Here is a 24,696-nt window from a genome sequence, read left to right as displayed (position 1 = left end):
TCCCTGCTCCCCGTCGCTCCGAACCATTCACATGACAAACCTCGGAACCCGGGCTAAAGGCCCCACCATTTTGGCCGCACTGGCAGGCGTGGTGTCGGCCGCCGTCGTTCTTGCCGTTGCAGAGCTGATCGGCGCATTCTTCACTGCCAGGGCAACCCCGGTGTTTGCGCTGGGATCCACGTTCATCGACTTCACGCCGTCGTGGATGAAGGACTTCGCGATCGCCACGTTCGGTACCAACGACAAGGCTGCGCTGTTCGTAGGCATGGGCTTGACCATTGCAGTGCTTGCCTGCGTGTTGGGCGTGGTGGCTTACCGGAAGTGGGCTCTGGGTGTCCTGGGCGTGCTGTTCATGGGCGTAGTCATTGTGGCCTCAGTCCTGACGCGCGCCGGGGTGGGACCCGCCGATGCGATCCCTTCCGTGGTGGGAACCATCGCCGGCCTCGTAGCCCTGCGACGCCTCATGATGCCGTTGTGGGGGTTGAAGGCATGGCCGGAAGCTCCCGCTGACATAGCGGCCGACGTCGAAGATCAGGTTGGTGGCATCGGCACCAGCCGCCGTCGCTTCTTTGCTGCTGCCGGGATCACGGCGGTGGCCGCCGGAATCGCGGCGACCGGTGGCCGGCTGCTGGGTGTCGCGCGCAACAATATAGCCCAGGCCCGCGAGGCTCTCCGGCTGCCGGCGCCGGCCAGGGCTGCGGCCGCGGTACCGGCGGGCGTCCAGTCCCCGGTGCCGGGAGTTACCTCTTGGCTGACGCCGAACAGTGAGTTCTACCGCATTGATACGGCCCTAAGCGTCCCTGAGATCAACATCGATGATTGGGAACTGCGGGTGCACGGAATGGTTGAGCAGGAGGTCACCCTCACCTTCCAGGACCTGCTCGACGCCGAGCTGATCGAATCGCACGTCACCCTCACCTGCGTATCGAACCCGGTCAGCGGGAAGCTGGTGGGAAATGCCAAGTGGCTGGGCCTTCCCATCCGCGACGTCCTCGCCAGAGCGAAACCCATGGAGGGCGCGGACATGGTGCTCTCAAGGTCGATTGACGGCTTCAGCGCCTCCACTCCACTGGAGGTCCTGCAGGATGACCGCGATGCCATGCTGGCCATTGGCATGAATGATGAGCCGCTTCCCGTGGAGCACGGATACCCCGTGCGGATGGTGGTTCCGGGGCTGTACGGCTTCGTGTCCGCCACCAAGTGGGTGGTGGATTTGGAGGTCACCCGTTTCGCGGACAGCAAGGCTTACTGGACCGAGCGCGGCTGGTCGGAGCGTGGCCCCATCAAGACCATGGCACGCGTGGACGTACCGGCGTCGTTCGCGAAAATGCCGGCGGGGAAGGTCGCCGTGGGCGGCACCGCATGGGCTCAGACTCGGGGCATCACCAAGGTGGAAGTGCAGATCGACGACGGCGATTGGGTGGAAGCAACGCTTTCCGACGAAGCCTCCGTGATCACTTGGCGCCAGTGGTCCTACGAATGGGACGCCACGCCCGGCATCCACTACGTCAAGGCCCGGGCCACCGACGGAACCGGCGAAACCCAGACGGACAAGCGCGCCGATCCTGTGCCAGACGGGGCCTCGGGCTGGCCGTCGGTGATGGTCACTGTGGAGTAATTGTTGAGTCGAGTCTTCGGAGGCCGGCGCTAATGGCTAGTGCAGCAACCCCGGACCGGGATTCCTGCGCCATTTTCACGAAGATGTTCTCCACATGGGTTGTGACGGTGCGGATGGAAATGCCGAGTTCAGATGCGATCTGTTGGTTTGAGCGGCCCCACGCAATTCGATCGGTAACCTCGGCTTCACGTGAGGTCAGTCCGAAGGGAAGCTCCATGGGGGTCTCAATGATCAAGGCGACGTCACCCTTGCCGGATCTCACTCCGGCGGTGCGGGTGATCTCCAGGGCTACGGCTTCCTTCTCGGAGGTCCAAAGCCCGGACATGGTGGCGGCTGGCCCGGCTAGGAAGTGCGAGATGAAATCCTTGAAGTGGGGGTCGAATACGACGCTGCTCATCTCTCGGGAAATTACGGGCTTGGGTCCATCTTGTCCGTCAAACAGCGCTGCTCTGCAGTCTTCGCGGAGTCTCAGAATTGGATAGCCGGATGATTGCCTTCGGCATAGCTCTGCGACGATCGGGGATAGGGCGCCGATAAGGTCGCGGGCGTCATCGTCGAAGTTGTGGAAGTGAGAGGCGGAAAGGTGGAGCATACCTGCGTACTGGCCGTCGTCGGAGATAAGGCAGGCACTCATGCCATCCGCGAAGCCTGCGGGTGCCAGCGCGTTCTGGTAGAGCTGTGTCCCACGGTAGTCGTACTTCAGGTCGTCGATCCGTAGCGGTTGGTGCAGCTTTAGCAGCTTTCGATGGGCTTTGGTTGACGCGTAGGGGTCACCCAGCGCGGTGAGCGTTTCTGGCAGGTAGCCATCATTGGCCAGTACGTCGTGTTTTGACAGCGCGCGGTTCCAGAAGATGAGGGCCGCGGCGTCATGCTTGGTTCCGTCGGCCAGAACGTGCAGGATCTCGTCAGCGCCGTCGCGCTGATATTGGGCTGCGCCGGCAGCAAAAGCTGCCTTAAGCAGAATGTGGGACTTTCCGCTGACCATGAAGGCCTCCAAGACGGGAGGATCCTGTCCTCCGGGTACGCGCCAATTATACTGCCGTCTCCTTCGCGGCGGACCCGACCCGCACCGCAGGGCGCCGAGGCCGCTTGGTTTTGTCAGCGCGTACGTACAAATACCGATGTTGCTGCGACCGCTGTGTTCCTAGGCTTGATTGTACGGAGTGATGAGCGCCACCTGAGCCGTGAAAGAGAACAAAGTGACAAGCAATGAGCCGAACTTCTTCTTGAAACCCGGACAGCAAGTGACCTCTCTTGAGATCTACGGGCAAGCGGATCGCTTCAACGTCAAGCCGCTCGAGGACATCTGTTTCACGGAAGCACTAACCGGTCATCGCAGACTCGAGCAATTGCCGGCCGTTCCGATAATGCTCGGCACCAGTGCTAAATACGTCTCAGGGTGGAGGGCCGCGGAAGAGTCGTTCAAGGGAACCATCGAGTCACCCTATGTGTGTGCTAGATCCACGCCGGCAACTGCTCTCCGGGGTATGCACGCCCGGCGACTCGACGTCCCCGACCTTGTGGCGGCATGGGATTTCTCTGTATGCCTCTCCTCGGACGGACTCCGCCTCGATCAGGTCCCGGATGTCGTCGGCTCGTTCCACGCTGACTGCGTCAATGCACCCATGAGAGCCGTTCCTGGCCACCGCGACAACCAAACCGGCGAGATCGGAACGATACCGGCGAGCTACGGTGCCATCCACCTGCTCGAAAGACGGCCAGATCCAGAGAGATGGAGATCGCGAATAGTTCTCCCTGTCCCGCAAACATTGCGGGCAGGTTTCTACGCCGTGCGACTAAGGGCATCAAACGTGGAGGAATTCGTTCCCTTTGTCGTCTCGCCCGCAACGGAACCGGACGACCCTCTGCAGCAATCACAGCCATGTCCCACTAATCTCCGCCCACGAGGCCGCATAACACCACAGAGCGCACATCGATCGCTCGTCCCAACAATTCATCTACAGAATCCACTGCGCCGAACTCACGGCTAGGATTTCTTCCGAGAGGCATAGATAGCCCATGAAAACTGACAGTCACGCTACCCCGGCCAGCGATGCCGGAATCAACGACGTCGAACAGCAAAAACTAGGTGCTCTTGGCTACAAGCAGGAGCTCAATCGCACCATGACCCTAACTGACGTCGTTGTCTATGGGCTCATCTTCATGGTGCCGCTGGCCCCCGTGGCCGTTTTTGGCACCATCTTCAACTTCTCGCACGGCATGGCCGCCTTGGTTTACCTGGTTGCAGGTATCGCCATGTTCTTCAGCGCTGTCAGCTATAAGGAGATGGCCAAGGAATACCCCGTCGCAGGGTCCGTATACTCCTACGTCCGCTTGGGCACCAGCAAATTCGTTGGCTTCCTCTCTGGATGGGCCATCCTTCTTGACTACCTTCTCCTGCCGGCGCTGCTGTGCATCCTCGCGGCTTCCGCCATGGGAGCACTCATACCCGATGTCCCAGGCTGGGTCTGGGTCATAGGCTTTATCTCCGTGGTGGCCTTCATCAATCTCCGCGGAATTGTGGTCACGGCACGAATGAACATGATCTTTTTGATCATTCAAGGAGCCGCGCTCGTCGTGTTCGTGGGCGGAGCCTTGGTAGCGATCACCCAGGGGCGGGCGCAGTTCAGCCTTGCACCTTTCTATCAGCCTGAATTCTTCTCGTGGGAGCTCGTGTTCACGGCCATCCCCGTCGCTGCCCTTAGTTACATCGGCTTCGACGCGATCTCCACGCTCAACGAAGAAGCCAAGGGTGGCGGGAAAGCGGTGTCGAAAGCGACCATGATCGTGCTCTGGCTCGTCATCGCAATGTTTGTCGCGCAGGTGTACTTCGCTGCTCTGTTTGTCCCGAGTAATGAACCCTTCGCCGAGGGTGACGCTGTAAACAACGCTTTCTACCACATCAGCGAAACCGTGGTGGCGCCTTGGTTTAAAATCGTCTTTACACTGATCACAGCCCTGATAGCGCTCTTCGCCAACGTGCTGGTATCCCACGCCACAACGTCAAAAATGCTCTTCGCCATGGCCCGCGACGGGCAGCTGCCCCGACGTTTGGCCGTCGTGAGCCAGAAACATCAGGTTCCTGCCACGGCCATGATCGTGGTGACCATCCTCACCGCTGTGATCGGCGTCCTGGCCGTAGGCCAGATCGAACTCATCGTCACGATGGTCACCTTCGGCGCGCTCACGGCCTACATCCTGCTGCATATCAGCGTCATCATCCACTTTGGAATCCGCCGGTCCAGCAAGAAGTACTTCATCCACTGGATCTCGCCCGTCCTTGGCATTGCAGTGCTCGGATACGCCCTCTACAGCACCAACGTCCTGGCCAAAGTTATTGGCATCTCCTGGCTGGTCATAGGAACGATCGTCGCCCTCATTCTGAAGCGCACCGGCCGCACCCTCGAAACCGAAGACGGTCTCTAGGCCGCCACGCCCCCCTTGCCGTTCACCGACGTAGTGAAGTTACCGGGCCTGCCTCTTGGCAGGGCCGGTGCCTTCGTGGCATGTCAGGAGGTCTTTTGCCCCAAAGTCCCCGACGGGAGAGGGCTTCACCCTCCAATAGGGAGGCTCATACGCAAAACTACCGATATTTTTCCCGACACCCCGGTCCTAACGTTGAAGTTACCTAGAACACAAGACGCTTCAGCGCTGGTAAAGGGGGAGCTCCCCAAACCAGCCCGCTCCACAGCAATCCCACCTCAGAATGAAAGCGAGAACCTCTTGAATCCGCGGACCAGTCCACCAAGTGGCCAAGCAAATCGTTGCCGGACGGGAGCGAACTGATGCGTACCAGCGCGGACCGCTCATCCGAACTTATGAGCATTTTTGAACAGCGGTTCTCCTCCCGGCTTCGCCGCGACTTCACCGATGAAGTAACAGCGGCGTACGACCGTTCCCCGCTGGGACCTCACGACGACAAGACCGCACGAGTTGTGCGTGCCTTGGGCAACGCCTCGGTCACCGGTAAAGAGGTCATCCTCAACCTGGGGGCCAATGGTCCATGGGGGATCGGCAGGATCACTGTGGGAGCTCCCGGAAACCTGGTTCTCCTGCCCGCAACCTTCTACACCTATGAAAACGCGTTGCGCGGAGTATTCGCGTTGCGTCGCAAGAACTTTTTGGAGAGCTGAAACCATGACTGCCGAAGCCGCAACCGAGATCCGCGTCGAACCGAAAATATTCGGATACACCGACCGTTTTGCCGCCCGCCCGGGCGAAAGCATTTCCTTCCACGTCAGCTGCGAGGGACCCTCCTCTTACCAAGCCTCACTTGTCCGCCTACGGCACGGGTTCACCGGGGAAGCCGGTCCGGGCTTTCTGGAAACGCCGGTTGCGTCAGAATTCGATGGTCCAAAACAAGGCACGCAATATGCGTGCCAGCCCGGATCCTATGTCGAGGTGCCAGACCCGTCCTCGCTGATGACAAACCCGGACGGATTGGTCATCAAAGCCAAGGTGTATCCCACGTTGCCGCTGAGCTCCCGCTCCGGTAATTACGGTGCCTACAACGTTACTCAGAACTCATTCGGAGGAGGCAGCGACCGGCAGGTCATCCTAGGCAACTGGGACGAAGAATCTTCCAGTGGCTACGCACTTGTCCTGGACGCCGGCCGACCCACCTTCCTCTGGAGCGAACAGGGCACCGTGAAGTCCGTGGCTCTACAGAGCCACCTGGAAGGACACCACTGGTACAGCCTCCGGGTCGAGGTGGACACCGCTGCTGGCGAGATCCATCTGACCCAGGCACCTTTGTCCAACATCATGAACCGGTACACCGACCACGCACTGCCCCTGGAAGCCGAAGACAAGGTCGCAGACGCCGCCCCTGCAGCCGCCGCACTTAAAGCCCCATTCCGAATCGGCGCGGGAGCGCGTCGAGACGGCGAACGATGGCTGGCAGCCAACGGCTTCAACGGGAAGATCGGCGACGTCTCCATCCAACGACGCACACCCACCAGAACCGAGACCCTTGCTGACTGGCACTTTGGACGCAGCAGCCGCGGCGACGGACTGCTCCTGTGGGACGTAATCGACGAATCACCAAACCAGCTCCACGGAACATGTCACAACGCACCAACCCGAGCTGTCGCAGGACACTCGTTCACGGGACTGGTGGACGACTTCCGGATTGCCCCCGATGAATACGACGCAATCCATTTCCACGACGACGACATCACCGACGCCGGCTGGCCGGCAGCATTCACACTCGACGTGCCCCACAACCTGCCAAGCGGCGTATACGCAGCCAAACTTACCGCCGAGGGCGCAGAACAGTACCTTCCCTTCTTCGTCCGGGCAGGCGAAAAGAAGAACGACGTCGCCGTGCTGTTCTCCACAGCGACATACCTGGCCTACGCCAACGACCGCATTGCCTTCGAAGCCGACGGAGCCGAGATAATTGTGAGCCGGACGCCCATCCTGGACCGCGAAGACCTCACCCTCCAGGATCATCCCGAATTCGGCCGCTCCTGCTATGAAATCCACAACGATGGGACGGGAGTTGTCTTCGGCAGCGTCCGCAAACCCATCCTGACGCTCCAGCCCAAACACCGGGCCTGGTTCCAGGCCGAAGGCGTATGGGGACTGCCCGCAGACCTGTGCATCGTTCACTGGCTCGAAACCGAGAACTGCGACTACGACGCCATCACCGATGAAGACCTCGACCGAGAAGGCTACAACCTCCTCAGCGACTACCGAGTAGTCATCACCGGCAGCCACCCCGAGTACGTCACACGCAACGAACTCAACGCCCTTGATGAATTCACCTCCAACGGCGGAAGGCTGATGTACCTGGGCGGCAACGGGTTCTACGCCACCGTCTCCTTCGACCCCGACCAGCCACACCTGATGGAACTCCGCCGCTCCGACGGCGGCACACGCCCCCACCAGTCCCCGTACGGGGACAAACGCCACGCTACGTCCGGGGAACTCGCCGGCATCTGGAGGAACAAAGGCCTACCGCCACAGAAACTCGCCGGAGTGGGATTCGCCGCGCAGGGCTTTGACCGCTGCACCTACTACGAACGGCTTGAAGACAGCCACGCTCCGGAAGCCGCATTCATCTTTGAAGGAATCGGTGAAGACGAACGCATCGGCGAGTTCGGGATCATGGGAGGCGGCGCCGCCGGCGCTGAAGTCGACTGCTACCAGCCCGGCCTCGGCTCGCCCCCCGGAACACTGGTCCTCGCAACATCAGGCCCACTGTCGGACGCTTACCTCCTGGCCGCAGAAGAAGTGTACGAATCCATTCCCGGCATCGGCGCGACCGAACAACCAGGGGTTAGGTCAGACATCGTCTATTGCCCCCTGGAAGGAGGCGGAGGTTTCTTCTCCGTCGGGTCCATCGCCTACACGGCGTCTCTCTCCCATAACAACTACGACAACAACGTCGCCAAAATGACGGGGAACGTCCTGAAGCGATTCCGCCAGGCGCAGCCACTGGAGGTAGAGCTCAATGAAACTGAAGCGCTTCAGGTAACTGGCAGCTGACGCAAAAACCGGAAAGAACCCAGCTGCCCCCACTAGGACAGCAACGCGAAACCTGAGGGCGGCCCCATCTTCTGGACGGGTCGCCCTCAGGCGCGCATCTCCACTTAAGGTTGTCCGCGCCATGAGCTGCCAACCCTTGGTCCTCAAGCGGACTTGTGGCATCAAGGTTGTGCCGCCATTCCCAAGGCCATGAATGGTTCACTGGACTATGACCATGGGCGAACTGCGCACCGCGATGACCGATGACCTCGAGATTGCATACTACGACAACGGCCCGGCGGACGGACCAGTCGCGGTGCTCCTCCACGGCTTTCCCTACGACGTGCTCAGCTTCGAGGCCGTTGTCCCCTTGTTGGCGGAACGCGGGATCCGCACCATAATCCCGTACCTACGCGGCTACGGTCCCACCCGGTTCCGTAAGGCCACGACGCTTCGCTCCGGCCAACAAGCGGCCATCGGACAGGATCTGATCGAACTTATCGATGCCCTGGAACTGCAGCGTCCAGTGGTCGCCGGGTATGACTGGGGCGGGCGGGCGGCCTGCATTGCCGCAGCCGTGCGCCCCTAGGGCATAGCCGGTCTCGTGACTGTCGGGGGCTACGCAATCCAGGACATCGCCGCGTCAGTCGAGCCGGCGGCCCCGTTAGACGAATATCGGGACTGGTATCAGTGGTACTTCAACACTGATCGCGGACGCGCCGGGCTTCGGGCAAACCGCGACGAATTGTGCCGCCTGCTCTGGCAGTTGTGGTCACCGGAATGGGCGGAGGCAAACGATGCATTCACCTCCAGCAGTCCCAGCCTGCACAACGCCGACTTCGTTGATGTCGCGGTACATTCCTATCGACATCGCCATCGTGCCGCGGTTGGTGACGATCGCTTTAACGAGCTCGAAGCGTTTCTCGCGAAGTCGCCGCCCATCTCGGTACCAACCATTTCGCTGGACGCTCTGGCCGACGGGTTCGGGCCAGACGACTCTGAGCGGGACCGGCAGCATTTCGTGGGTCCTTTTGAAATCCGCAGGCTGCCGGGAATAGGCCACAACGTGCCTCAGGAGGCGCCGCGGGCATTCGCCGACGCTATCGGCGACCTTCTGGCCCCGCTTCCTTGAGCGAACAGGTAACACCTACGACGGCGTTGCTGCCGCCAACGAACTGACGGCACCTACCCGCCGTCGGGGCCTATTCGTGGGGCATGCCACCGATCGATGAAGTAGTCCCGGTTGGGCTTCGCCCGCCGGTAGAGGTTGCACTAGCGAAGGCCGTGAAGGTCATCCCTGCCCGGGCTGGAGACGGACGCTACGCCGTTCAAACATCAGCCTCTTCCGCCCCTTTCTTGCCGCTTGTAGTATGTGGTCTGGAGAGCCGGGAAGCCTGGTCGGCCCGCATGCGGTAAGGCCTGCGGCATGCCATGGCACCCGCCTTGGCGTGATAGCTGTGACCAAGGAACGGATCACGTCATGCAGTCAGACTCATCTCCTGTCATCAACACCTCACGCCTCGCAAAGAACTTTGGGCATACCGCCGCGCTTGCGGGTCTGGACCTGTCGGTTCTGCCGGGCGAGGTTCACGGTTTCCTGGGGCCAAATGGGGCCGGGAAGTCCACCACCCTTCGGATCCTCCTGGGACTGATCCGGCCAACATCAGGGACAGCCCGCGTGTTCGGTATCGACCCGTGGGCTGAGCCTGTGCGCACACCGCGATGTCGCCTACGTCCCCGGGGACGTGACGCTCTGGCCCAACCTGACCGGCGGCGAGGTCATCGATCTCCTCGCCGGGCTGCGCGGCGGCGCGGATGAAAACCTGCGCCGGCAGCTCATAGACGAGTTCGACTTCGATCCCCGGAAGAAGGCGCGGACCTATTCCAAAGGCAACAGGCAGAAGGCTGCCCTCATAGCGGCCTTTTCCCGCCCCGCCAGGCTCTACCTGCTGGACGAACCAAGCTCAGGACTGGACCCGGTTATGGATGCCGTGTTCCGCCGTCATGTCCGCCGGGTGACCGCGGACGGCGCCGCCGTGCTGCTGTCCAGCCATATCCTGGCCGAGGTGGAGCAGCTTTGCGACAGAGTGACCATCATTCGGGCCGGCGTGGCCGTGGAATCCGGGACCCTGGCCGAACTCCGGCACCTCACGCGCACTCGCTTCCGTGTCACGTCGTCCGTGAAACCTGAGGTTATGGCAACGTGGCGGGGCGTCCACGACCTCCGAGTTGACGGGACAGCCATAGAGTTCGACGCCGACGCAGCCGACCTGGACTACGTCTTGGATGCTTTGGCTGCTGCAGGTATTACGGGCATCACGGCCGCGCCCCCTTCCCTGGAGGAGCTGTTCATGCGCTACTACGGCGCGCAGGACGCCAGCCACAAGAGCCAGAAGAGCCAGGTGCTGTGATGCGCGCCGTTCTACGGCTGACCCTGCTCCAGGCTCGCAGGGACCGCGGTACCCTGGCCGCCTGGATCTTGGGCATCGCCGGTCTGGGTTACGTGGCCGCCACCGCCGTGACCACACAATTTGGCGAGGACAATGAGCGGGCCGCCCTGATTTCCGTGGCTGCAGCCAGCCCGGCGTTCCTCTTCATCCGGGGGCTGCCCGACGGCATCAGTTCGGGGGCGGTCACCTTCTTCCAGGGCTATTCGTTCACTGCCGTGCTGGCCGGGCTGATGAGCGCATTCCTGGTGGTCCGCCACACCCGCGCGGACGAGGATCAGGGCAGGTTTGAACTGGTCGGTTCCACCCAGGTCACCCGGGTGACGTCCCTGTACGCAACCCTGCTGCTCGGCTTCAGCGCAAACGTGGTCCTTGCCTTGGCCGTTGCCGCCGGATTCATCGGTGCCGGCCTCCCGCTCCAAGGATCATTCCTGGCGGGGACAGCTGTTGGCTCCGTGGGTCTGTTCTTTATGGCGGCCGCCGCGCTGGTAGCCCAGGTCATGCCCTCCGCCAGGAGCGCCAACGGGACAGTTGCGGCCCTGATCGGTGGCGCCTACCTGATCCGCGGTGCCGGCGACGCCCTCGGCACAGCCGACTCATCACTGCTGCACGTTTCCGCGGCGTGGCCATCACTGTTCTCACCCATCGGCTGGGGCCAGCGGATCCGGCCCTTCACCGAGGCGGACACGCTGCCGTTGCTGGCTATCGGTGCCGGTGCCGTTGTCCTGGCAGGGCTTGCCGTGGTGCTGCGGAGCGGCAGGGACCTGGGTGCTAGCTACATTGCAGCGGATGAGGCGGGCGCGGAACGGGCGGGAGCCGGCCTGGCATCAATGCTGGGCCTGGCATGGCGGCTGCAGCGTGGAAGCCTGGCCAGCTGGTGCTTTACCAGCGCTGCGCTGGGGGCCGTTGCCGGCGGCCTGGGTCCGGTGGTCCGCGACGCGCTGGAAGGAAACCCATCCGTTGCGGAACTGATGAGCCGCATCGTTCCAGGCGACGCGGGACTGGTAGACCTGTTCACTACTGCCATGCTGGGCATGGCTGGGATCCTTGCCGCTGCCGCTGGCATCGAGGCGGTGCTGCGGCTTAGGGCGGAAGAGACGGAAGGCCGGGCCGAACTGCTGCTGTCTGTGCCGGCGTCGCGATTCCGCTGGCTGGGCAGCACCCTCGCCGTTGCGGCAATGACGACGACGGCTGTTGCCGTTGCCGCCGGAGCCTCTGCCGCCGTCGTGCTCGCCCTGGGTGAGACAGGGGGAAGCAGCCCCGGAATGGTGTTTGCCGCCGCCCTGGCGCACATTCCGGCAGCGCTTGTCTTCCCTGCCGGAACGGTGCTGGTGTTCGCACTCGCGCCCCGCTGGAGCACCCCCGCGGGCTGGGGTGCCCTGGCCGTCGCGCTGGTCCTGGGGCAGTTCGGGGGGCTACTCAGCCTGCCGGTGTGGCTTCAGGACCTCAGTCCCTTCCGGCATTCCTCAGCCATGCCCGTTGAGGCCTTCAACCCCGAAGGAGCCCTGCTGATGGTCGCCATCGCCGTTATTGCCGCGGCAGCCGGCAGCCGTCTGATCAGGGAAAGAGACGTGGCCATCTGAACGAGCGCGCCGGTAGCCCTGAGGGACCGTAGTCCCGCCTGAGGCGGTCTTCGTGCAGCGCGGCCAGACTCATGGATGCTGGTCTGGACGCACTTGACGCAGTCATCGGCAACGTCGGGACCCACGATGACTCATTGGGAGCGCTCGAAGGTTGCACCGCCGTCGTCTCCGCCATCAGCGACTTCGGCCTGCTGTTATTTCAGAGCTAGCACACAGCTGACATGGGGTTGGACCGAAGCCGCGAGCGAGGGGGCTATGAGTGCACCGTCGCTGAGCGCAGAATGAATTCATGGTTGATGCCGCGGTGTCTGAGGGCCTTAAGGAGGGTGAGCGCCTTCTCTTTTCTACCGAGTGGGTGGCTGCGGCTTCGGCGTTTGAATCCGTGCTGGCCATCCATGACGAACCGGCGGCACATGATGGCTTGGGACGTGCGTTGTGGTGGCTTCGCGATGTTGACCGGGCCATTGCTGAGCGCACGGCGGCTTATGCCGGTTTTCGCCGCCTCGGACAGGACGCGCCTGCCTTCCGGGCAGCAGTTTGGTTGGCACGCGAGTACGCGGAGGTACTGGGCAGCGAGCCGGTCAGCCGCGGTTGGTTTGCCCGTGCGGAGGGTCTCGCATCCCGGCTGCCCGACGGTGCCGAGGTCGGTTGGTTGGCCGTCACGCGGGGCCTATTGCGGCCCGATCCGGCAATGGCCCGGGAGGACGCCCGGGCGGCGCTGAGCGTTGGGCGCATCTCGGGTGACCCGGATCTTGAGGCGACGGCCCTGGCGCTCCTCGGACTTGGGACTATCTCGGCCGGTGAGGTCTCGGACGGGATGACGCTCGTTGACGAGGCGATGGTGGTGGTTACCGCCGGGGAACTTCACGACAGGATGGTTTTCGGCGATGTGTGCTGCATGGTCACGCGGGCCAGCGAAGAGGCCTGTGATGCCTCCCGGCTGAGCCAGTGGAACAAGATCGTCCTGCGGTTCATGCAACGCACCGGCCACCTTGCGCTGCTCCAATTCTGCGGCACCTGCTGCGCTGAGATTTTCCTGGCCTCCGGTGACATCGCAAGCGCCGAGGACTGGCTCACCAAGACACTGCACGAACTGGATCAGGCCGGCCACCGCGCACGATGCGTACACCCGGCAGCCAAATTAGCTGAATTACGCCTGCTCCAGGGCCGCGTGGAGGATGCAAGCCGACTGCTCGCGGGCTTTGAAGACCGCCCCGATGCACTGCTCGCGACGGCGGCAGTCCGCCTGGCTGCCGGTGACACAGCCGTGGCGGCCGCGCTGCTGCATCGCCGCATCGGTCACGTCGTCGGCGGCCTTCTCGCCGTCCCGTTGCTCGCGCTGCTCGCCGAGGTCCAGATGGCACAAAGCGACGCTGGCCAAGCATTGGAAACGGCCAAGCGTCTAGACGAGGTCGCTGCCGAAACTCATTGGCCGAAGGCAATCGGGGCCTCGCACCTGACAGCTGGCCGCGTCGCAGCCCATCTGGGGGATATTGCCGCGGCCCAAGAGCGACTCGACTCAGCAATCGCGATCTTCGATGAACTCAACATGCCGCTCGAGGCCGCCCGTGCACGGCTGTCACTGGCCGAAGCCCTGCGTGATTCGGACCCCGAAGTCGCCGTACACGAGGCAGGTGTGGCCCTGGCCGCGTTCGACGAGGCAGGTGCCGCCGGTATGGCTGACAAGGCTGCGGCGCTTCGACGCGCACTGGGCGGCCCCGCCCGGACGGGCCCCAAGGCTCTTGGCCTGCTCTCACGGCGGGAACGCGAGGTGCTCGAACTGCTCGCCGAAGCCAAGACGAACGCCGAAATCGCGGACCGCCTGTTCATCAGCGCCAAAACGGCCGAGCACCATGTGAGCAACATCCTCGCCAAGCTGCACTTGCGCAGCCGAGGCGAAGCCACAGGGTTCGCCCTGCGGCACTCCCGCCCTGAATAAGGCGGTAAATGGGGGATGCCCCCCATCCTTTCCTCCCGGCGTCGTCACATCCTTGGAGTGTCAGAAAGTCACCAAAGTCACCACACCGGGAGGTGCGGAATGAAGCAGCAACGAACAGCGGGCAACGTCCTCACACAAGAAGTGGCAGTCACCGTCCGTGAGCACACCACAGCCTCTGCCTATTTAATCTTCGATCTTCTCACCAATTTGCCTGGACATCTCCAGTGGGGAGGAGCCGAGGCTTCCACGCTTCTGTCCATAGATGCTCCGGAGGGACAAGCATCCGCCGGAACCGAGTTCATCTCCACAGCTGAAGACCAAATCTGCCGAATCCGGAATTCGTCTGTGGTGACGGAAGCCGTGCGGCCGTTGAGGTTTGAGCACGTCGCCGAGTCCGCCTTAGTGTCGAAGAAGAACGGGACGACGGCGGACTGGATCCTGGTGCACCGCTACGAAATTGAGACGGACGGAAACCAGAGCAACGTCACCTACACGTGCCGACTGGTCCGAGCGACTGGGCTGCCGGGCCTAATGGCAATGTTCGGGATCCCGGTCCTGCGGTCAATCGCCTCGGTTGAATGGGCACTGGCAAGCAGAGCCGGACTGCGGCGGCTCATCGCCGCAGCGGAAACCGCGGTGCAGGATGAGCCTGCGCCAACAACAAGGAAAGAACAAGACGATGGCAAAGCTAACGATTGACGATCAGACCGCCCGCGTCGAGCGCATGACGGGCTACGAGGGCCGTTACCGGGAGGAAGACGGATACACAATCGCCTTCGAAAAGTTCGAAGACGGAGGCGACTTCACACCGTTTTATAAGGGCCTGCCGGATGACCGGTGCCAAAGCCACCACTGGGGGTACGTTGTGAAGGGCCGGCTCATCATGCACATGCCTGCCGGAGACGAGATCATAGAAGCCGGAGAGGCGTATTACACACCTCCGGGACATACCGATGAGCTTGATCCCGGGACGGTTCTGGTGGAGTTCAGCCCGACGGAAGAACTTGCACGGACTTTGGCAGTAGTGGCGCAGAACCTGGAAGAAGCCAGCTAACCGCCAGCGGCCGGGCTACGCATGGAAGTGCGTTCCCCGGCCCGGGCCCCAATGAAGATGAGTGCTCCGGAGACGGATGTCCGTCACTGCTGCGACCCGTCAGCAGCTATTGCGGCGATTGCTCGGTGAAGGTTCTTCCTCCGGCTAGAGTCGAGTAACAGGGGCCTGTTCACTGCGCCTCAAGTATTTTGGGGAATGGACATTAAGTTGCCTAGCTTTAGGGGTTCTAGTGCCCAGAGGATGGGCTCCTTTCCATATGGACAGCAACACTGTAAACCAAACCGTCCTTCTGCTCCGCGCTGGTCGCGGTGATGATGCTGATGAATTGCTAGCTGATGAACGGCAGGGCGCGGGAAGCTGGCGAACGAAGCAGGTGCTCTCCCGAATTTCCGTCATGGCCGCCGGAGAGGGGCAGCCTGAGTATCACGCGCTGTTCAAGGAGCGGGCCGCCTCATCTTGAAAGCCAAAGAACAACACGAAGCCGAGCGGTGTGACGCATCTATCCCTCTGATTCAGAATCAGAGGGAGGGAATAGTGATGGACGTGGCCACTGACAAACCCTGCTTGCCGAGCGCCGTCGCCCCCGCACCCTGACGGCTACAGCCGCTCACTGACCCAGGCGAGTCGGGTAGCAGTCCCTCGCGACCGGACTCGCCGACTTCCGCCCGCCGATTTTCGACAAAGGCTGAGATAATGGGAACCGAACTGCCCCACTATCTGATCATCACCAACCCCGAAGACCTGGCCGGGGCGCCCGCTCCTGCCGATAGGAGCACAGCGTGTCCAGACCCGGACTGCGAGCGGCGGCTGCGGTGGTCCTCGCACTCGTCGCGTCGTCTTGCGCAAGCAGCACCTCGAGCGAGGCCCCGGACTTCACCCCGCCTCCGAGTACGAGCACTACGACACCGGAGAGCCCGCAACCCCCGCCGAGCCAGCCATCCAGCGCGCCAGAGCCGGGCACCACGATCACCACAGCCGCGAGCGACTTCGGCCAGATGCTCTTTGATGCCAAAAAGCAGGCCATCTATATCTGGGAGAGTGAAGAGAGCATCACGCCGGAGTGTTACGACGACTGCGCTGAAGCGTGGCCACCCGTGCTGACCGACGGAGCGCCGACCGCTAGCGGCGAGGTCAAGTCAGCGCTGCTGGGGACAACGAAGCGGCGGGACGGCTCGACCCAGGTTACGTACAACGGGCATCCGCTCTACTTCTACGCGCACGAGGGGCCTGGCGAGGTGAAGTGCCACAACGTCTCGACCCACGGGGGGCTCTGGTGGGTCGTAGATCCGGACGGGATCCGAGCCCCGTAGCTGCAGTGCAGGCGGAGCCGAATCGGCGGCGCATCCTGCAGCTCCGTGGCGTGGGCTCACCATCCGGGGACTGGCTGCGCCTCGTGAAACTCGACGGTGCAGCCACCAGGGATGTTGAGACTTGGCCAGCTCACAGCGGCGAGTACCAGGTCGCCAAAGATCGTCGCCGTTTGGCGAGACGGTGACGGCTTGCGCTGCGTTTTACCTCCCTGCTGACGCTGTCGCGAGCTCATCAGACAAGTCGACCCAGCCCATCTCGACACCGAGATGATTCTTGGATCAGGTCAATCCGCATTGTTGCGAGAAAGGCTGCCAGCAAATGAATGGACAGAGCCGCTGGCGTCTGACTGAGGCGCACCGTAGACCGGACCCGTAGCGGACCGTGCCGCAGAGGATTCCTCAAAAGGACCGGCTTTCTAGAGCCGAACGGGCTTGCGTTGGGGTACGTCTCCCGCGAATGCCTCCGATCCGACCGGCGCAAAACCACTTCCGCTAGCATTTGCTGGCACCATATCCCCCACGCATCTCAACGATGCGCATTTGGGAGATTTTCCCTGTTCAGGGCCCGCAGGAGCCTTGGGTCCGGCCGGACCGATGTCAGCGCTGAGCTGCTGTATCTTCCGGAACAGCATTCTGCGCCGGCGGTGGCTCCTCTCCCCCAAGCTGCGACTCTCAGGGCCGCGGCCCGATGCCGGTCAATTCAAGTTCGCGGCCGGTTGAAGTCTCATCGGCGCATCGAGTACCTCAAGGGTGAACATTACGGGTCACAAACTATTAGCCTGAGATGGGTAGCAGAAATGGCTTTGAACTGCGGAAATGCGCGAAATTGCCTCTGTTTGAACCCATATAAAATTGCAAATCTTCGTGCCAGTGAATGTTGAAACAGGGGGTGGGTCGGTTCAGGCCCGTGTTTCCCCTGTTCAGGCGAGGTTCTCGGCATTCAATGGGCCCCGGTACGGCGATCAAATCGACCGTGCAGAGCTTCTCCGGAGGACGATAGCGACCTTCCGAGAGACCATCTGAGAGGAGATTGACTGACGAACGTTCAAGTACGAGGTGGGTCGGTATGGGCCCAAGTCGCATCGTGCTTGCTCGATCGCTTCTCCTGTAGCCCTGCGGTCGCCAGCACTTCCTCGCTCTGCCTGTGGGAAGATGCCAGACATGACCGGCAAGGGCAATACTGCAAAGCTTCACCATTACGTGCCCCAAGGATACCTTCGGGGATTCGCTACCGAAAAGGGGCGAATCGTTGCCTTGCCCCTCGATCGCTCCCGGACATCGTTCACCTCATCAGTTAAGAACGTAGCGGCGCAAACGCACTTCCACACGGTAGACGGCCTAGAGGAACCTGACGAGTTCGAGAAAGCGTTGAGTGGCGTGGAGGGCCAAGCCATCAGCATCATTGGGAAGCTCGAAGAGAGCAAGTTCCCTCTGTCAGAAAGCGATCGGTGGACGTTCTCCTACTACATGGCGCTTCAGAGCGTGCGCGGACCGGACACTCGTAAGACCATGGAACATCTTCGGGCTAAGTTCGTCCGCGTCGAGATCGGTGCCGGCGGGCGTAAGAACGTTAGTAACTGGACCAAGAAGAATCTGGGCTTCGATCCGTCCCCGGAGCAGGAAGATCGGATCTGGGCCGAGGCGACTCAGCCTGGCGGGCCACCGATCAGCTTTTCAAACTTTGCACATATTCAGCACATGGTGGATACGGCTGAAAAGTTGACGCCCTACTTCGCAGCCAGACCGTGGAGCATAGTGAAGTTTGAGCAACGGTCCCTCATCACCTCGGACGCCCCAGTGAATCTGATCCCCAATCCAAAGGATGCCGCGTCGGAAGGTATGGGTTTCATGACGGCATGGGGCATTACGTTTCCCCTCACACGGAAGCTCGGGTTGCTCATGAGCGACCCCATGGTGATGCTTGACGGACTCGAATCAGACGACTCACGAGTCCAGGAACTCAGAGGCGCTATACTCCGCGGGGAAGCTGACCGCATGCAAACGGGCACAACAGCCATGGAGAAGCTCTTCAACGAACATTTGGCGCACTCCGCAAGGGAATACGTTTACCACCATCCCGAAGACACAAAGTTTGTCCCGGATGGCCTCCCCGAGCCGAACCTCATCAACATGAGTGCGGGTGGATTCATGGACGCGGAGTTCGATGGCGAACCGTGGTTCGGTAGCCCGGAACCGCAGGAAATTAAGGAGGAAGACTTCAATCAGGCGTGAGCGCCTTGCTCCTGTCATGGTGCGTTTCAAGCATTTCGGACAAAACCGGGGTGACGTCCTAACCTTTGACTGACTGGATCTTGACGATGCGACCTTTCACTAGCTGCGGAGAAATGCCAATTCCCACCACGGTGGGTCACCAATGGCCCGGAAGGCCGCTCTGTCTGGCCAAAATGCTGTTCCGCCGCAAGGAACTGTAGATGTTCCTTGCAGGGAGTGATCAATACCTGCATCGGTAAGTCTCCCGTCAGGTGAGGTAGCGATGGTGAACGCCCACACCCCGCGAGCAGGCAGCGGTCAAAGGGGCCAGGGCCCGCCGTCCGCCCGGCGTTCTGGCTGCCGCCCGGGCACGTCCCCTACGCGGAGGCCGCTAAGGAACCAGCTGGCTCCTGCGACCATCAGCAGGAAGCCAGCGACGCCGATGACCGCAAGCTGTGTGATGATGCCGGCGATGACCAAGGCGAAGCCGGCAAGAACGGCCAGGACACCGTAGATAGTACGAGGGGAAGCCGGGTTCCGGCCCGATTGCAACTGCCTGTCCAGACCCGGGTCGGATAGGGCCAGTTCCTGTTCGAGCTTTTCAAGGCGTCTGCGCTCTTCATCTGACAGAGCCATGACCGCTTCCCGCCCTCCTGCATACAACCGTGAGCCGGAGGACTGCAACGTCCCGGCGCGGTCCGACAGGATCGGTCCAGGAGCCCAGGCCAAACAACCTGACTGTACCGGCGGCGGGGCCGATGAGGCCCAGGAGAATCCTCAGCGTGGTGGATTTGCCTGCACTGTGGGGGCCCAGAAAATCGTGGAACTCACCGCAGGCGACTCTCGGGTAAGGTCTGCACGGTGCACGTGTCCTGCCAAAATCTTGGCCAAGGCCGAGAGTTTCAACGAAAGGTTGTGATGGTGCAGTCATGAGCCGTCCACTCCTCAGGTCGGACCGCTTACGGCTCGATGAGCCCCGTGCGGATGGCGAACCTTGTGAGGTCCAGCCGGTCGCGCAAGCCTAGTTTCTGAAGGACGTTGGCCCGGTGGCGATCGACGGTCTTGACGCTGATTCTGAGGATTTCGGCGATCTCCTTGGCGGAGTTCCCTTCTGCGATGAGTTTCGTGATCTGCTCCTCGCGGGGCGTGAGGATGCTGTCCGGCATCCGGTCGCCTCGGCGGTCGCGCTCCAGATAGTCGCGGATGAGCGCGGTGACCGCGCCGGGGTAGAGGAATGACTCCCCGCGCATCGCTGCGCGGCACGCCTCGATGAGGTCGCGGTCGGCGACCGACTTGAGCACGTAACCCGAGGCCCCGGCACGCAGTGCCTCGAAGAAGTACTGCTCGTTGTCGTACATCGAGAGGATGAGGATCCTCACGTCGGGTGCGCTGCGCGCTATCTGCCGCGCCGCCTGGATGCCGGTCATCTGGGGCATGGCGATGTCGAGAACAGCGAGGTCAACCCCGCCCGCGGTCGCGGCGGTGACGGCCTCGGTGCCGTCGGCGGCTCCAGCCACGACGGTGAGGTCGGGTTCCGCGTCGAGAATCATGCGAAGGCCACGGCGGACCAGGGCGTGGTCGTCAGCGAGCAGGATGCGCGTGGGTCCGCCCATCGGATCAGCTCCCCGCCGCGACGCCGGGAACGACGAGGCGAACGTCGGTCCCCCTGCTCTGCCGTGCGGCGACCGTCAGCTCGGCACCGATGAGCAGGGCGCGTTCGCGCATCCCGCGGATGCCTGCGCCCTCTCGGAGGTCACCGCCCTGCCCGTCGTCGCGAATCCGCAGGGTCAGCCCCTTCGTCGTCGAGGTGAGCGCGAAATCGACCCGTGTTGCGTGCGCGTGCCGGGCGACATTGGTGAGCGCCTCCTGCGCTATGCGGTAAAGCACGAGCTCGACGTCCCCGCTGAGCTCGGGCAGGTCGTCATCGAGCTCCCAGTTCACGGGGATCCCGCTCGAGCGGGAGAACTCCGAGCCCAGCGAATTCAGCGCGCTCCGCAGGCCGAGGTCCGCGAGCACGCCCGGGCGCAGACGCTGCGCCACCTGGCGGACCTCCTCCAGGCTGGCGCGGACCGCCTCCTGGGCGACGAGGCTCTCCTCGCGCAGATCCTCGGGAGATCTATCGACAACTCGCTTGAGACTGAGGAGAGCAACGGTCAGGCTCTGGCCGATCTGGTCGTGCAGTTCCCGCGAGATCCGCTGACGTTCCCCCTCCTGCGCGGCCAGCGCGAGGGCGCTGCTCGCGCTGTTCTCCGCCTCCAGCCGGTCAAGCATCTCATTGAAGGTGCGGATGAGGTCGTTGAGGTCGCCGTTGCCGGCTTCGATCGCCCGATCGCCGCCGCGTCGCAGCAGGCCCACCCGGCGCATCACACCCGTCAGAGCGTCAAGCGGTGCGAGGCTGGCCCGAACCAAGGCAGCATTCGCGGCGAGGATGAGAGCCAGTCCGACGAGGAGGACCGGTACCTCGGTGAGCAGGACGGGCGAGGACACCGTCGCCGGCGAGAGTGCCAACACGAGCGTGCCCATCGCGAAGAGCAATCCGTTGATGATGAACAGTCGCCAGAACAGCAACTGTGCCGGTCCTTTCAGAGGCAAGCCGCGTATCATTCCGGTGGCCCTGGTTTCGAGCGCGGTCCGCATGTGACTAGCCTTGCGCGGCCTGCGTCCTTTGTCCATGAGGGCTGGCACCCACGGGCGGCGGAGTCCCGTGCGCGCAGCGCACCGGAAATGGGTGTCAGGCCCAATGGCACCTCCATCCCCGCGAGGGGAGACTGAATGTACCCCAAGAACCGGCGGAACGGAGGGCCTAATGGAGACCACCCACTCCACAGTGCCCGGCTCCGGGGTGCTGCACGACTGCCTGACCCGCGACGGCCAGCAATTCCGCGTCCTCGTCACGCGTCCGGGCGGGCGCGAAATCTTCGTTTACGACCCGGCGGAACCCGACCGGGTGGTGGCAAGGATCGTGCTCGAGGAGGACGAAGCCGATCAGGTCGCCGAGCTACTGCACAGCCAGCCGATCACCGATCGCATCGCCGAACTCGAACGCCGGGTCGCCCAGCTCGCAGAGAGCGGGCGATGACGGTCGTGGACCCGCCCGTGTCGTCGATTCACACCGGAGGCTCGGTTGGTAGACGCGACTTGGCCTGCCCGGCGAACTGAAAAGCCAGGTACTCGCAGGACCATTCCGGGAGAGGACCCGATGGAGCACCTCAGCCGATTCGCCCGCGAATTCCTTAAGGCGCTCAGGAACCTTCTGCCCATCGTTGTCGTGGTTGTTCTGTTCCAACTGCTGGTGTTCCGCTCCATGCCCGATGACCCGCTGGAGCTGGTTGCGGGGCTCCTGATCGTGGCTGTGGGCATTGCCCTGTTCCTCCATGGCCTGGATCTGAGTATCTTCCCGGTGGGCAAGAACCTGGCTAACCAGTTCGTCCGGAGCGGGGCCCTGGGGTTATTACTGTCTTTTGGGTTTGCCATTGGCTTCGCTGCCTCCGTCGCGGAGCCGGCGGTGATCGCTGTCGCGGAGCAGGCCCAATTGGTCAGCGATGGTCGTATCAATGCGCTGGTGCTGCGCTTCGTCATTGCTGCGTCGGTGGCGCTGGTCCTGGTCGTGGGCGTCCTGCGTGTCCTGCGGGGCTGGGCGGTGTACAAACTGCTGATCGCCGGCTACGCGATGGCGCTGGGACTGACGTATATTGCCCCGCCGGAGATCATTGCTCTTGCCTACGATTCGGGCGGGGTCACCACCAATATCGTCAGTGTCCCGCTGATCGCGGCGATTGGTCTTGGCCTGGCCAATTCCATCAGGGGACGCAGCCTTCTCGCCGATGGCTTTGGCCTGGTCGCGCTGTGCGTGATGGTGCCCATGATCGGGGTCCAGCTCTACGGCATCTGGGTCTACACTTTCGGCGGTGCCGGGCCGGCTCTGCCGCTGATCAACGCGGGGGATGACCCAACGGATTGGGTGGTCGGCATGATCCTTGGCCTCGCCTCAATGGTCCGGGAGGTCCTGCCTATTGTTGCCGTTGTCCTCTTCTTCCAATGGGTCGCCCTGCGGCGGAGGCTGCCCCACCCCCTGCGGGTCGTCATTGGCTTCATCATGGTCCTGGTGGGACTGTATGCGTTCGTGGTGGGACTCAAGCTGGGGCTGTTCCCGCTCGGGACCCTCATGGCGGAGCAGCTGATTGAGCAGGGAGTTCCGGCCCTGATCCTGCTCTTCGCGCTGCTCATCGGCTTTGCCGTCACCATGGCCGAACCTGCCCTTGTGGCCATCGGAGAACAGGCGCAGGAGGCATCTCCGGGCAGGATCAGTGCGTTCGCCGTCAGGGTGATTGTCGCCGTCGGTGTAGGCCTCGGGATCGGCTTCGGTGTCTACCGCATTCTCGTGGGAGGACCCTTCCACTACTTCATCATGGCCGCCTATGCGGTCGCTATCGTGCTGGTGTTCTTTGCCCCGAAATACATCATCGCGCTGGCCTTCGACCTCGGCGGAGTGACGACGTCGGAGGTTACCGTACCGCTGGTAACTGCCCTCGGGATCGGCCTCGCGGCCGCTGTGGAGGGCCGAAACGTATTGATCGACGGGTTTGGCCTGATCGCCTACGCCTCGATCTTCCCTGTCATCTCCGTCATGGTGTATGCCATGGTGATGGAGAGAATTCCCCGCCTAAGGAGGGAACCGGCATGAAATTCACCGCAGTCATCGTGATCGCCCCGGACGAGCTTGAAGACAAGGTCATTGAACATGCGCAGCGGGCCGGGGCCACGGGTGTGACCATTTTGCCGGGCAAGGGCATCGGGGGCGAGGCCAGGAAGACGTTTTTCGGGCTCACCTTCGAAGGGACCCAGTCCGTGCTGCTGATGGTCGTGGGGACACACCTGACCGCTCCGATCCTGAAGGAACTGCACCAGATTCTGGTCAAGGGGACGGAATCCCGTGGCCTTGCCTTCGCGATCCCGATCGAGCACCTGACCGGGATCGACATGCGCCAGGTGGTCAGATTCGAGGAGCATCTGCGCCGCGAGGACAGCTGAAGCCGGACCGGGCTCGTTACGAGGAGGAAAAAGATGCTCACTGTCAAAGATGTCATGGTCCCCGAGGTCGTCACGATCTCCCCCTACAGCACACTGCGGGAGGCGCTGTCCATGATGAAGGAACGCCAGGTGAAGAGCCTGGTGGTGGAGCGGCAGCACGCCCATGACGCCTACGGCATGCTGAGCTACAGAGAACTCCTGGACACCGTCGTGGCGCAGGAGGGGGATGTGGATCTCCTGAATGTCTATGACGCCGCCACCATCCCCGCGATCACCGTGAACGAGCAACTGTCGGTGCGTCAGGCGGCGGCCCTGATGAGCCGCTATCACCTCAGCCGGCTGATCGTGGTAGAAGGCAACCAGCTCGTCGGGCTGCTCGCCATGAACGACATCCTGGCCCGGCTGATGGACGATCTGATCTAGCTTCATCTTCACAGTCATGCAACTGGCCGGGTTCGGCGCTCGGGTCCGCGGTCCTTCGTTCAGCGTGGTGGGCTCTCGAACCAAGGCGTCCTCTCAGTCCTCGATCAGCAGGGTTCGCAGGTCCAGCCGCCGCAGCACCCGGTCCACGATTCCGGATCGGGTGCTGCGGGCGGCGTCCAGGCGATTGTCTGGGCGGCGACCAGAATGTCATGGGCGTTGAGCCGGTGTGTTTGGTCGGTACTGTCGGCGTCCTCTTCCGAGCGGTCCCAGCTAAGGTGGGAAAGCCTTGACCGGATGGTTTCCCTTTGGGCCGGCGAGAGGCTGGCCATCACCGGAGAGCTGCGCAGGGCTGACAGTGATGCTTCCTGTGCCAGCTGGGCGAGGACTTCCTCGGCCTCGCGTTCCACGCGGGCGATTCGGCCAGAGCCAGTTTCTTCATCAGCCACGGCAGGGTCAGGCTCGGCAGCACCAGCGTGGTCAACAGTACTGCGCATGCGGTGACAATGATCTGTTCCCTGCCAAAGACCCTCATAGTCCCCGAGCTCGTCACGACCTCCCCTATAGCCCCCCGGCACCACTCAAGCTGGGTAGGCGTCCGGGAGAGGGCAT

Annotated in this window: 24 protein-coding genes and 1 pseudogene; 19 read left to right on the top strand and 6 right to left on the bottom strand. The window is 62.5% G+C overall.

What is annotated here, in order from left to right; all coding sequences use genetic code 11:
* Positions 1-31 precede the first annotated feature (31 nt).
* Complete coding sequence (locus ACNAOT_RS17750) at positions 32-1,618, top strand: molybdopterin-dependent oxidoreductase (RefSeq protein WP_420178788.1); 1,587 nt, start codon at positions 32-34, stop codon at positions 1,616-1,618.
* Here ACNAOT_RS17750 and ACNAOT_RS17745 read toward each other — a convergent pair.
* Positions 1,605-2,603 (bottom strand): response regulator transcription factor, encoded by a 999-nt coding sequence (locus ACNAOT_RS17745; protein WP_420178787.1) that lies wholly within the window; start codon positions 2,601-2,603, stop codon positions 1,605-1,607. The genes ACNAOT_RS17750 and ACNAOT_RS17745 overlap by 14 nt on opposite strands.
* 1,034 nt (positions 2,604-3,637) lie before the next feature.
* On the opposite strand from ACNAOT_RS17745, the gene ACNAOT_RS17740 reads away from it, so the two are divergent.
* The 12 genes and pseudogenes from ACNAOT_RS17740 (at position 3,638) to ACNAOT_RS17685 (ending at position 15,572) form a co-directional block, all read left to right on the top strand.
* Complete coding sequence (locus ACNAOT_RS17740) at positions 3,638-5,044, top strand: APC family permease (RefSeq protein ID WP_364306626.1); 1,407 nt, start codon at positions 3,638-3,640, stop codon at positions 5,042-5,044.
* A gap of 359 nt (positions 5,045-5,403) precedes the next feature.
* Positions 5,404-5,751 carry a hypothetical protein gene (locus ACNAOT_RS17735; protein ID WP_364306628.1) on the top strand — a complete coding sequence of 116 codons (348 nt, stop codon included), beginning with the start codon at positions 5,404-5,406 and terminating at the stop codon, positions 5,749-5,751.
* A 4-nt stretch (positions 5,752-5,755) separates the two neighbouring features.
* Entirely contained in the window at positions 5,756-8,110 is a 2,355-nt protein-coding gene (locus tag ACNAOT_RS17730; RefSeq protein WP_420178786.1) for a N,N-dimethylformamidase beta subunit family domain-containing protein, read from the top strand.
* Between the two features lie 193 nt (positions 8,111-8,303).
* Positions 8,304-8,678 (top strand): alpha/beta fold hydrolase, encoded by a 375-nt coding sequence (locus ACNAOT_RS17725; RefSeq protein ID WP_420178785.1) that lies wholly within the window; start codon positions 8,304-8,306, stop codon positions 8,676-8,678.
* A 15-nt stretch (positions 8,679-8,693) separates the two neighbouring features.
* On the top strand, positions 8,694-9,221 hold the full coding sequence (locus ACNAOT_RS17720) for an alpha/beta fold hydrolase (RefSeq protein WP_420178784.1): 528 nt from the start codon (positions 8,694-8,696) through the stop codon (positions 9,219-9,221).
* 348 nt (positions 9,222-9,569) lie between these two features.
* A pseudogene (locus ACNAOT_RS17715) lies at positions 9,570-10,500 on the top strand (ATP-binding cassette domain-containing protein).
* A complete protein-coding gene (locus ACNAOT_RS17710) occupies positions 10,500-12,119 on the top strand; it encodes an ABC transporter permease (protein WP_420178783.1) in 1,620 nt (539 codons plus the stop codon). Before ACNAOT_RS17715 ends, ACNAOT_RS17710 begins: the two are co-directional and overlap by 1 nt.
* A gap of 71 nt (positions 12,120-12,190) precedes the next feature.
* Positions 12,191-12,328, top strand: coding sequence for a hypothetical protein (locus ACNAOT_RS17705; protein ID WP_420178782.1), 138 nt, complete (start codon positions 12,191-12,193; stop codon positions 12,326-12,328).
* Positions 12,329-12,408: 80 nt separating this feature from the next.
* Positions 12,409-14,058, top strand: a complete 1,650-nt coding sequence (locus ACNAOT_RS17700; RefSeq protein ID WP_420178781.1) for a response regulator transcription factor — start codon at positions 12,409-12,411, stop codon at positions 14,056-14,058.
* A 99-nt stretch (positions 14,059-14,157) separates the two neighbouring features.
* Complete coding sequence (locus ACNAOT_RS17695) at positions 14,158-14,757, top strand: hypothetical protein (RefSeq protein WP_420178780.1); 600 nt, start codon at positions 14,158-14,160, stop codon at positions 14,755-14,757.
* Positions 14,738-15,112 (top strand): cupin domain-containing protein, encoded by a 375-nt coding sequence (locus ACNAOT_RS17690; protein ID WP_420178779.1) that lies wholly within the window; start codon positions 14,738-14,740, stop codon positions 15,110-15,112. The genes ACNAOT_RS17695 and ACNAOT_RS17690 overlap by 20 nt, the downstream gene beginning before the upstream one ends.
* A 256-nt stretch (positions 15,113-15,368) precedes the next feature.
* The gene (locus tag ACNAOT_RS17685; protein ID WP_420178778.1) at positions 15,369-15,572 is read left to right on the top strand and encodes a hypothetical protein; all 204 of its coding nucleotides are present in this window, start codon (positions 15,369-15,371) and stop codon (positions 15,570-15,572) included.
* Positions 15,573-15,836: 264 nt separating this feature from the next.
* On the opposite strand, the gene ACNAOT_RS17680 is transcribed toward ACNAOT_RS17685, so the two are convergent.
* A complete protein-coding gene (locus ACNAOT_RS17680) occupies positions 15,837-16,124 on the bottom strand; it encodes a hypothetical protein (protein WP_420178777.1) in 288 nt (95 codons plus the stop codon).
* Here ACNAOT_RS17680 and ACNAOT_RS17675 point away from each other — a divergent pair.
* Together ACNAOT_RS17675 and ACNAOT_RS17670 are read left to right on the top strand one after the other, a co-directional pair.
* Entirely contained in the window at positions 16,108-16,422 is a 315-nt protein-coding gene (locus ACNAOT_RS17675) for a hypothetical protein (protein WP_420178776.1), read from the top strand. The two genes, ACNAOT_RS17680 and ACNAOT_RS17675, sit on opposite strands and share 17 nt — an antisense overlap.
* Before the next feature lie 1,161 nt (positions 16,423-17,583).
* Positions 17,584-18,654, top strand: a complete 1,071-nt coding sequence (locus ACNAOT_RS17670) for a DUF4238 domain-containing protein (RefSeq protein WP_420178775.1) — start codon at positions 17,584-17,586, stop codon at positions 18,652-18,654.
* 297 nt (positions 18,655-18,951) lie between these two features.
* On the opposite strand, the gene ACNAOT_RS17665 is transcribed toward ACNAOT_RS17670, so the two are convergent.
* From ACNAOT_RS17665 to ACNAOT_RS17655, 3 genes are all read right to left on the bottom strand, one after another.
* Positions 18,952-19,269 (bottom strand): DUF3040 domain-containing protein, encoded by a 318-nt coding sequence (locus tag ACNAOT_RS17665; RefSeq protein WP_420178774.1) that lies wholly within the window; start codon positions 19,267-19,269, stop codon positions 18,952-18,954.
* A 323-nt stretch (positions 19,270-19,592) separates the two neighbouring features.
* Positions 19,593-20,183 carry a response regulator gene (locus ACNAOT_RS17660; protein ID WP_420178773.1) on the bottom strand — a complete coding sequence of 197 codons (591 nt, stop codon included), beginning with the start codon at positions 20,181-20,183 and terminating at the stop codon, positions 19,593-19,595.
* A gap of 67 nt (positions 20,184-20,250) precedes the next feature.
* Positions 20,251-21,270, bottom strand: a complete 1,020-nt coding sequence (locus ACNAOT_RS17655) for a sensor histidine kinase (RefSeq protein WP_420178772.1) — start codon at positions 21,268-21,270, stop codon at positions 20,251-20,253.
* A gap of 169 nt (positions 21,271-21,439) precedes the next feature.
* Here ACNAOT_RS17655 and ACNAOT_RS17650 point away from each other — a divergent pair, with 169 nt between their 5' ends.
* From ACNAOT_RS17650 to ACNAOT_RS17635, 4 genes are all read left to right on the top strand, one after another.
* Positions 21,440-21,712 carry a hypothetical protein gene (locus ACNAOT_RS17650; protein ID WP_420178771.1) on the top strand — a complete coding sequence of 91 codons (273 nt, stop codon included), beginning with the start codon at positions 21,440-21,442 and terminating at the stop codon, positions 21,710-21,712.
* A 120-nt stretch (positions 21,713-21,832) separates the two neighbouring features.
* Positions 21,833-23,317 carry a DUF1538 domain-containing protein gene (locus ACNAOT_RS17645; RefSeq protein WP_420178770.1) on the top strand — a complete coding sequence of 495 codons (1,485 nt, stop codon included), beginning with the start codon at positions 21,833-21,835 and terminating at the stop codon, positions 23,315-23,317.
* Complete coding sequence (locus ACNAOT_RS17640) at positions 23,314-23,664, top strand: P-II family nitrogen regulator (protein ID WP_420178769.1); 351 nt, start codon at positions 23,314-23,316, stop codon at positions 23,662-23,664. Before ACNAOT_RS17645 ends, ACNAOT_RS17640 begins: the two co-directional genes overlap by 4 nt.
* A gap of 33 nt (positions 23,665-23,697) precedes the next feature.
* Positions 23,698-24,087, top strand: a complete 390-nt coding sequence (locus ACNAOT_RS17635; protein WP_420178768.1) for a CBS domain-containing protein — start codon at positions 23,698-23,700, stop codon at positions 24,085-24,087.
* A gap of 104 nt (positions 24,088-24,191) precedes the next feature.
* Here ACNAOT_RS17635 and ACNAOT_RS17630 read toward each other — a convergent pair whose 3' ends face one another.
* Positions 24,192-24,581 carry a hypothetical protein gene (locus ACNAOT_RS17630; RefSeq protein ID WP_420178767.1) on the bottom strand — a complete coding sequence of 130 codons (390 nt, stop codon included), beginning with the start codon at positions 24,579-24,581 and terminating at the stop codon, positions 24,192-24,194.
* Positions 24,582-24,696: the final 115 nt, after the last annotated feature.

This window comes from Paenarthrobacter sp. TA1.8 (genome assembly GCF_048595705.1).
GTDB classification, from domain to species: domain Bacteria; phylum Actinomycetota; class Actinomycetes; order Actinomycetales; family Micrococcaceae; genus Arthrobacter; species Arthrobacter nitroguajacolicus.
This window is presented reverse-complemented; position numbering and strand designations above follow the sequence as displayed.

Coding starts and splice junctions, on each gene's coding strand:
- ACNAOT_RS17740 (WP_364306626.1), top strand. CDS start 3,638: ATGAAAACTGACAGTCACGCTACCCCGGCCAGCGATGCCGGAATCAAC.
- ACNAOT_RS17710 (WP_420178783.1), top strand. CDS start 10,500: ATGCGCGCCGTTCTACGGCTGACCCTGCTCCAGGCTCGCAGGGACCGC.
- ACNAOT_RS17660 (WP_420178773.1), bottom strand. CDS start 20,183: ATGATTCTCGACGCGGAACCCGACCTCACCGTCGTGGCTGGAGCCGCC.
- ACNAOT_RS17665 (WP_420178774.1), bottom strand. CDS start 19,269: ATGGCTCTGTCAGATGAAGAGCGCAGACGCCTTGAAAAGCTCGAACAG.
- ACNAOT_RS17725 (WP_420178785.1), top strand. CDS start 8,304: ATGGTTCACTGGACTATGACCATGGGCGAACTGCGCACCGCGATGACC.
- ACNAOT_RS17690 (WP_420178779.1), top strand. CDS start 14,738: ATGGCAAAGCTAACGATTGACGATCAGACCGCCCGCGTCGAGCGCATG.
- ACNAOT_RS17675 (WP_420178776.1), top strand. CDS start 16,108: ATGCTCTTTGATGCCAAAAAGCAGGCCATCTATATCTGGGAGAGTGAA.
- ACNAOT_RS17730 (WP_420178786.1), top strand. CDS start 5,756: ATGACTGCCGAAGCCGCAACCGAGATCCGCGTCGAACCGAAAATATTC.
- ACNAOT_RS17650 (WP_420178771.1), top strand. CDS start 21,440: ATGGAGACCACCCACTCCACAGTGCCCGGCTCCGGGGTGCTGCACGAC.
- ACNAOT_RS17685 (WP_420178778.1), top strand. CDS start 15,369: ATGGACAGCAACACTGTAAACCAAACCGTCCTTCTGCTCCGCGCTGGT.
- ACNAOT_RS17705 (WP_420178782.1), top strand. CDS start 12,191: ATGGATGCTGGTCTGGACGCACTTGACGCAGTCATCGGCAACGTCGGG.
- ACNAOT_RS17750 (WP_420178788.1), top strand. CDS start 32: ATGACAAACCTCGGAACCCGGGCTAAAGGCCCCACCATTTTGGCCGCA.
- ACNAOT_RS17695 (WP_420178780.1), top strand. CDS start 14,158: ATGAAGCAGCAACGAACAGCGGGCAACGTCCTCACACAAGAAGTGGCA.
- ACNAOT_RS17655 (WP_420178772.1), bottom strand. CDS start 21,270: ATGCGGACCGCGCTCGAAACCAGGGCCACCGGAATGATACGCGGCTTG.
- ACNAOT_RS17735 (WP_364306628.1), top strand. CDS start 5,404: ATGCGTACCAGCGCGGACCGCTCATCCGAACTTATGAGCATTTTTGAA.
- ACNAOT_RS17645 (WP_420178770.1), top strand. CDS start 21,833: ATGGAGCACCTCAGCCGATTCGCCCGCGAATTCCTTAAGGCGCTCAGG.
- ACNAOT_RS17670 (WP_420178775.1), top strand. CDS start 17,584: ATGACCGGCAAGGGCAATACTGCAAAGCTTCACCATTACGTGCCCCAA.
- ACNAOT_RS17635 (WP_420178768.1), top strand. CDS start 23,698: ATGCTCACTGTCAAAGATGTCATGGTCCCCGAGGTCGTCACGATCTCC.
- ACNAOT_RS17700 (WP_420178781.1), top strand. CDS start 12,409: ATGGTTGATGCCGCGGTGTCTGAGGGCCTTAAGGAGGGTGAGCGCCTT.
- ACNAOT_RS17745 (WP_420178787.1), bottom strand. CDS start 2,603: ATGGTCAGCGGAAAGTCCCACATTCTGCTTAAGGCAGCTTTTGCTGCC.
- ACNAOT_RS17640 (WP_420178769.1), top strand. CDS start 23,314: ATGAAATTCACCGCAGTCATCGTGATCGCCCCGGACGAGCTTGAAGAC.
- ACNAOT_RS17630 (WP_420178767.1), bottom strand. CDS start 24,581: ATGCGCAGTACTGTTGACCACGCTGGTGCTGCCGAGCCTGACCCTGCC.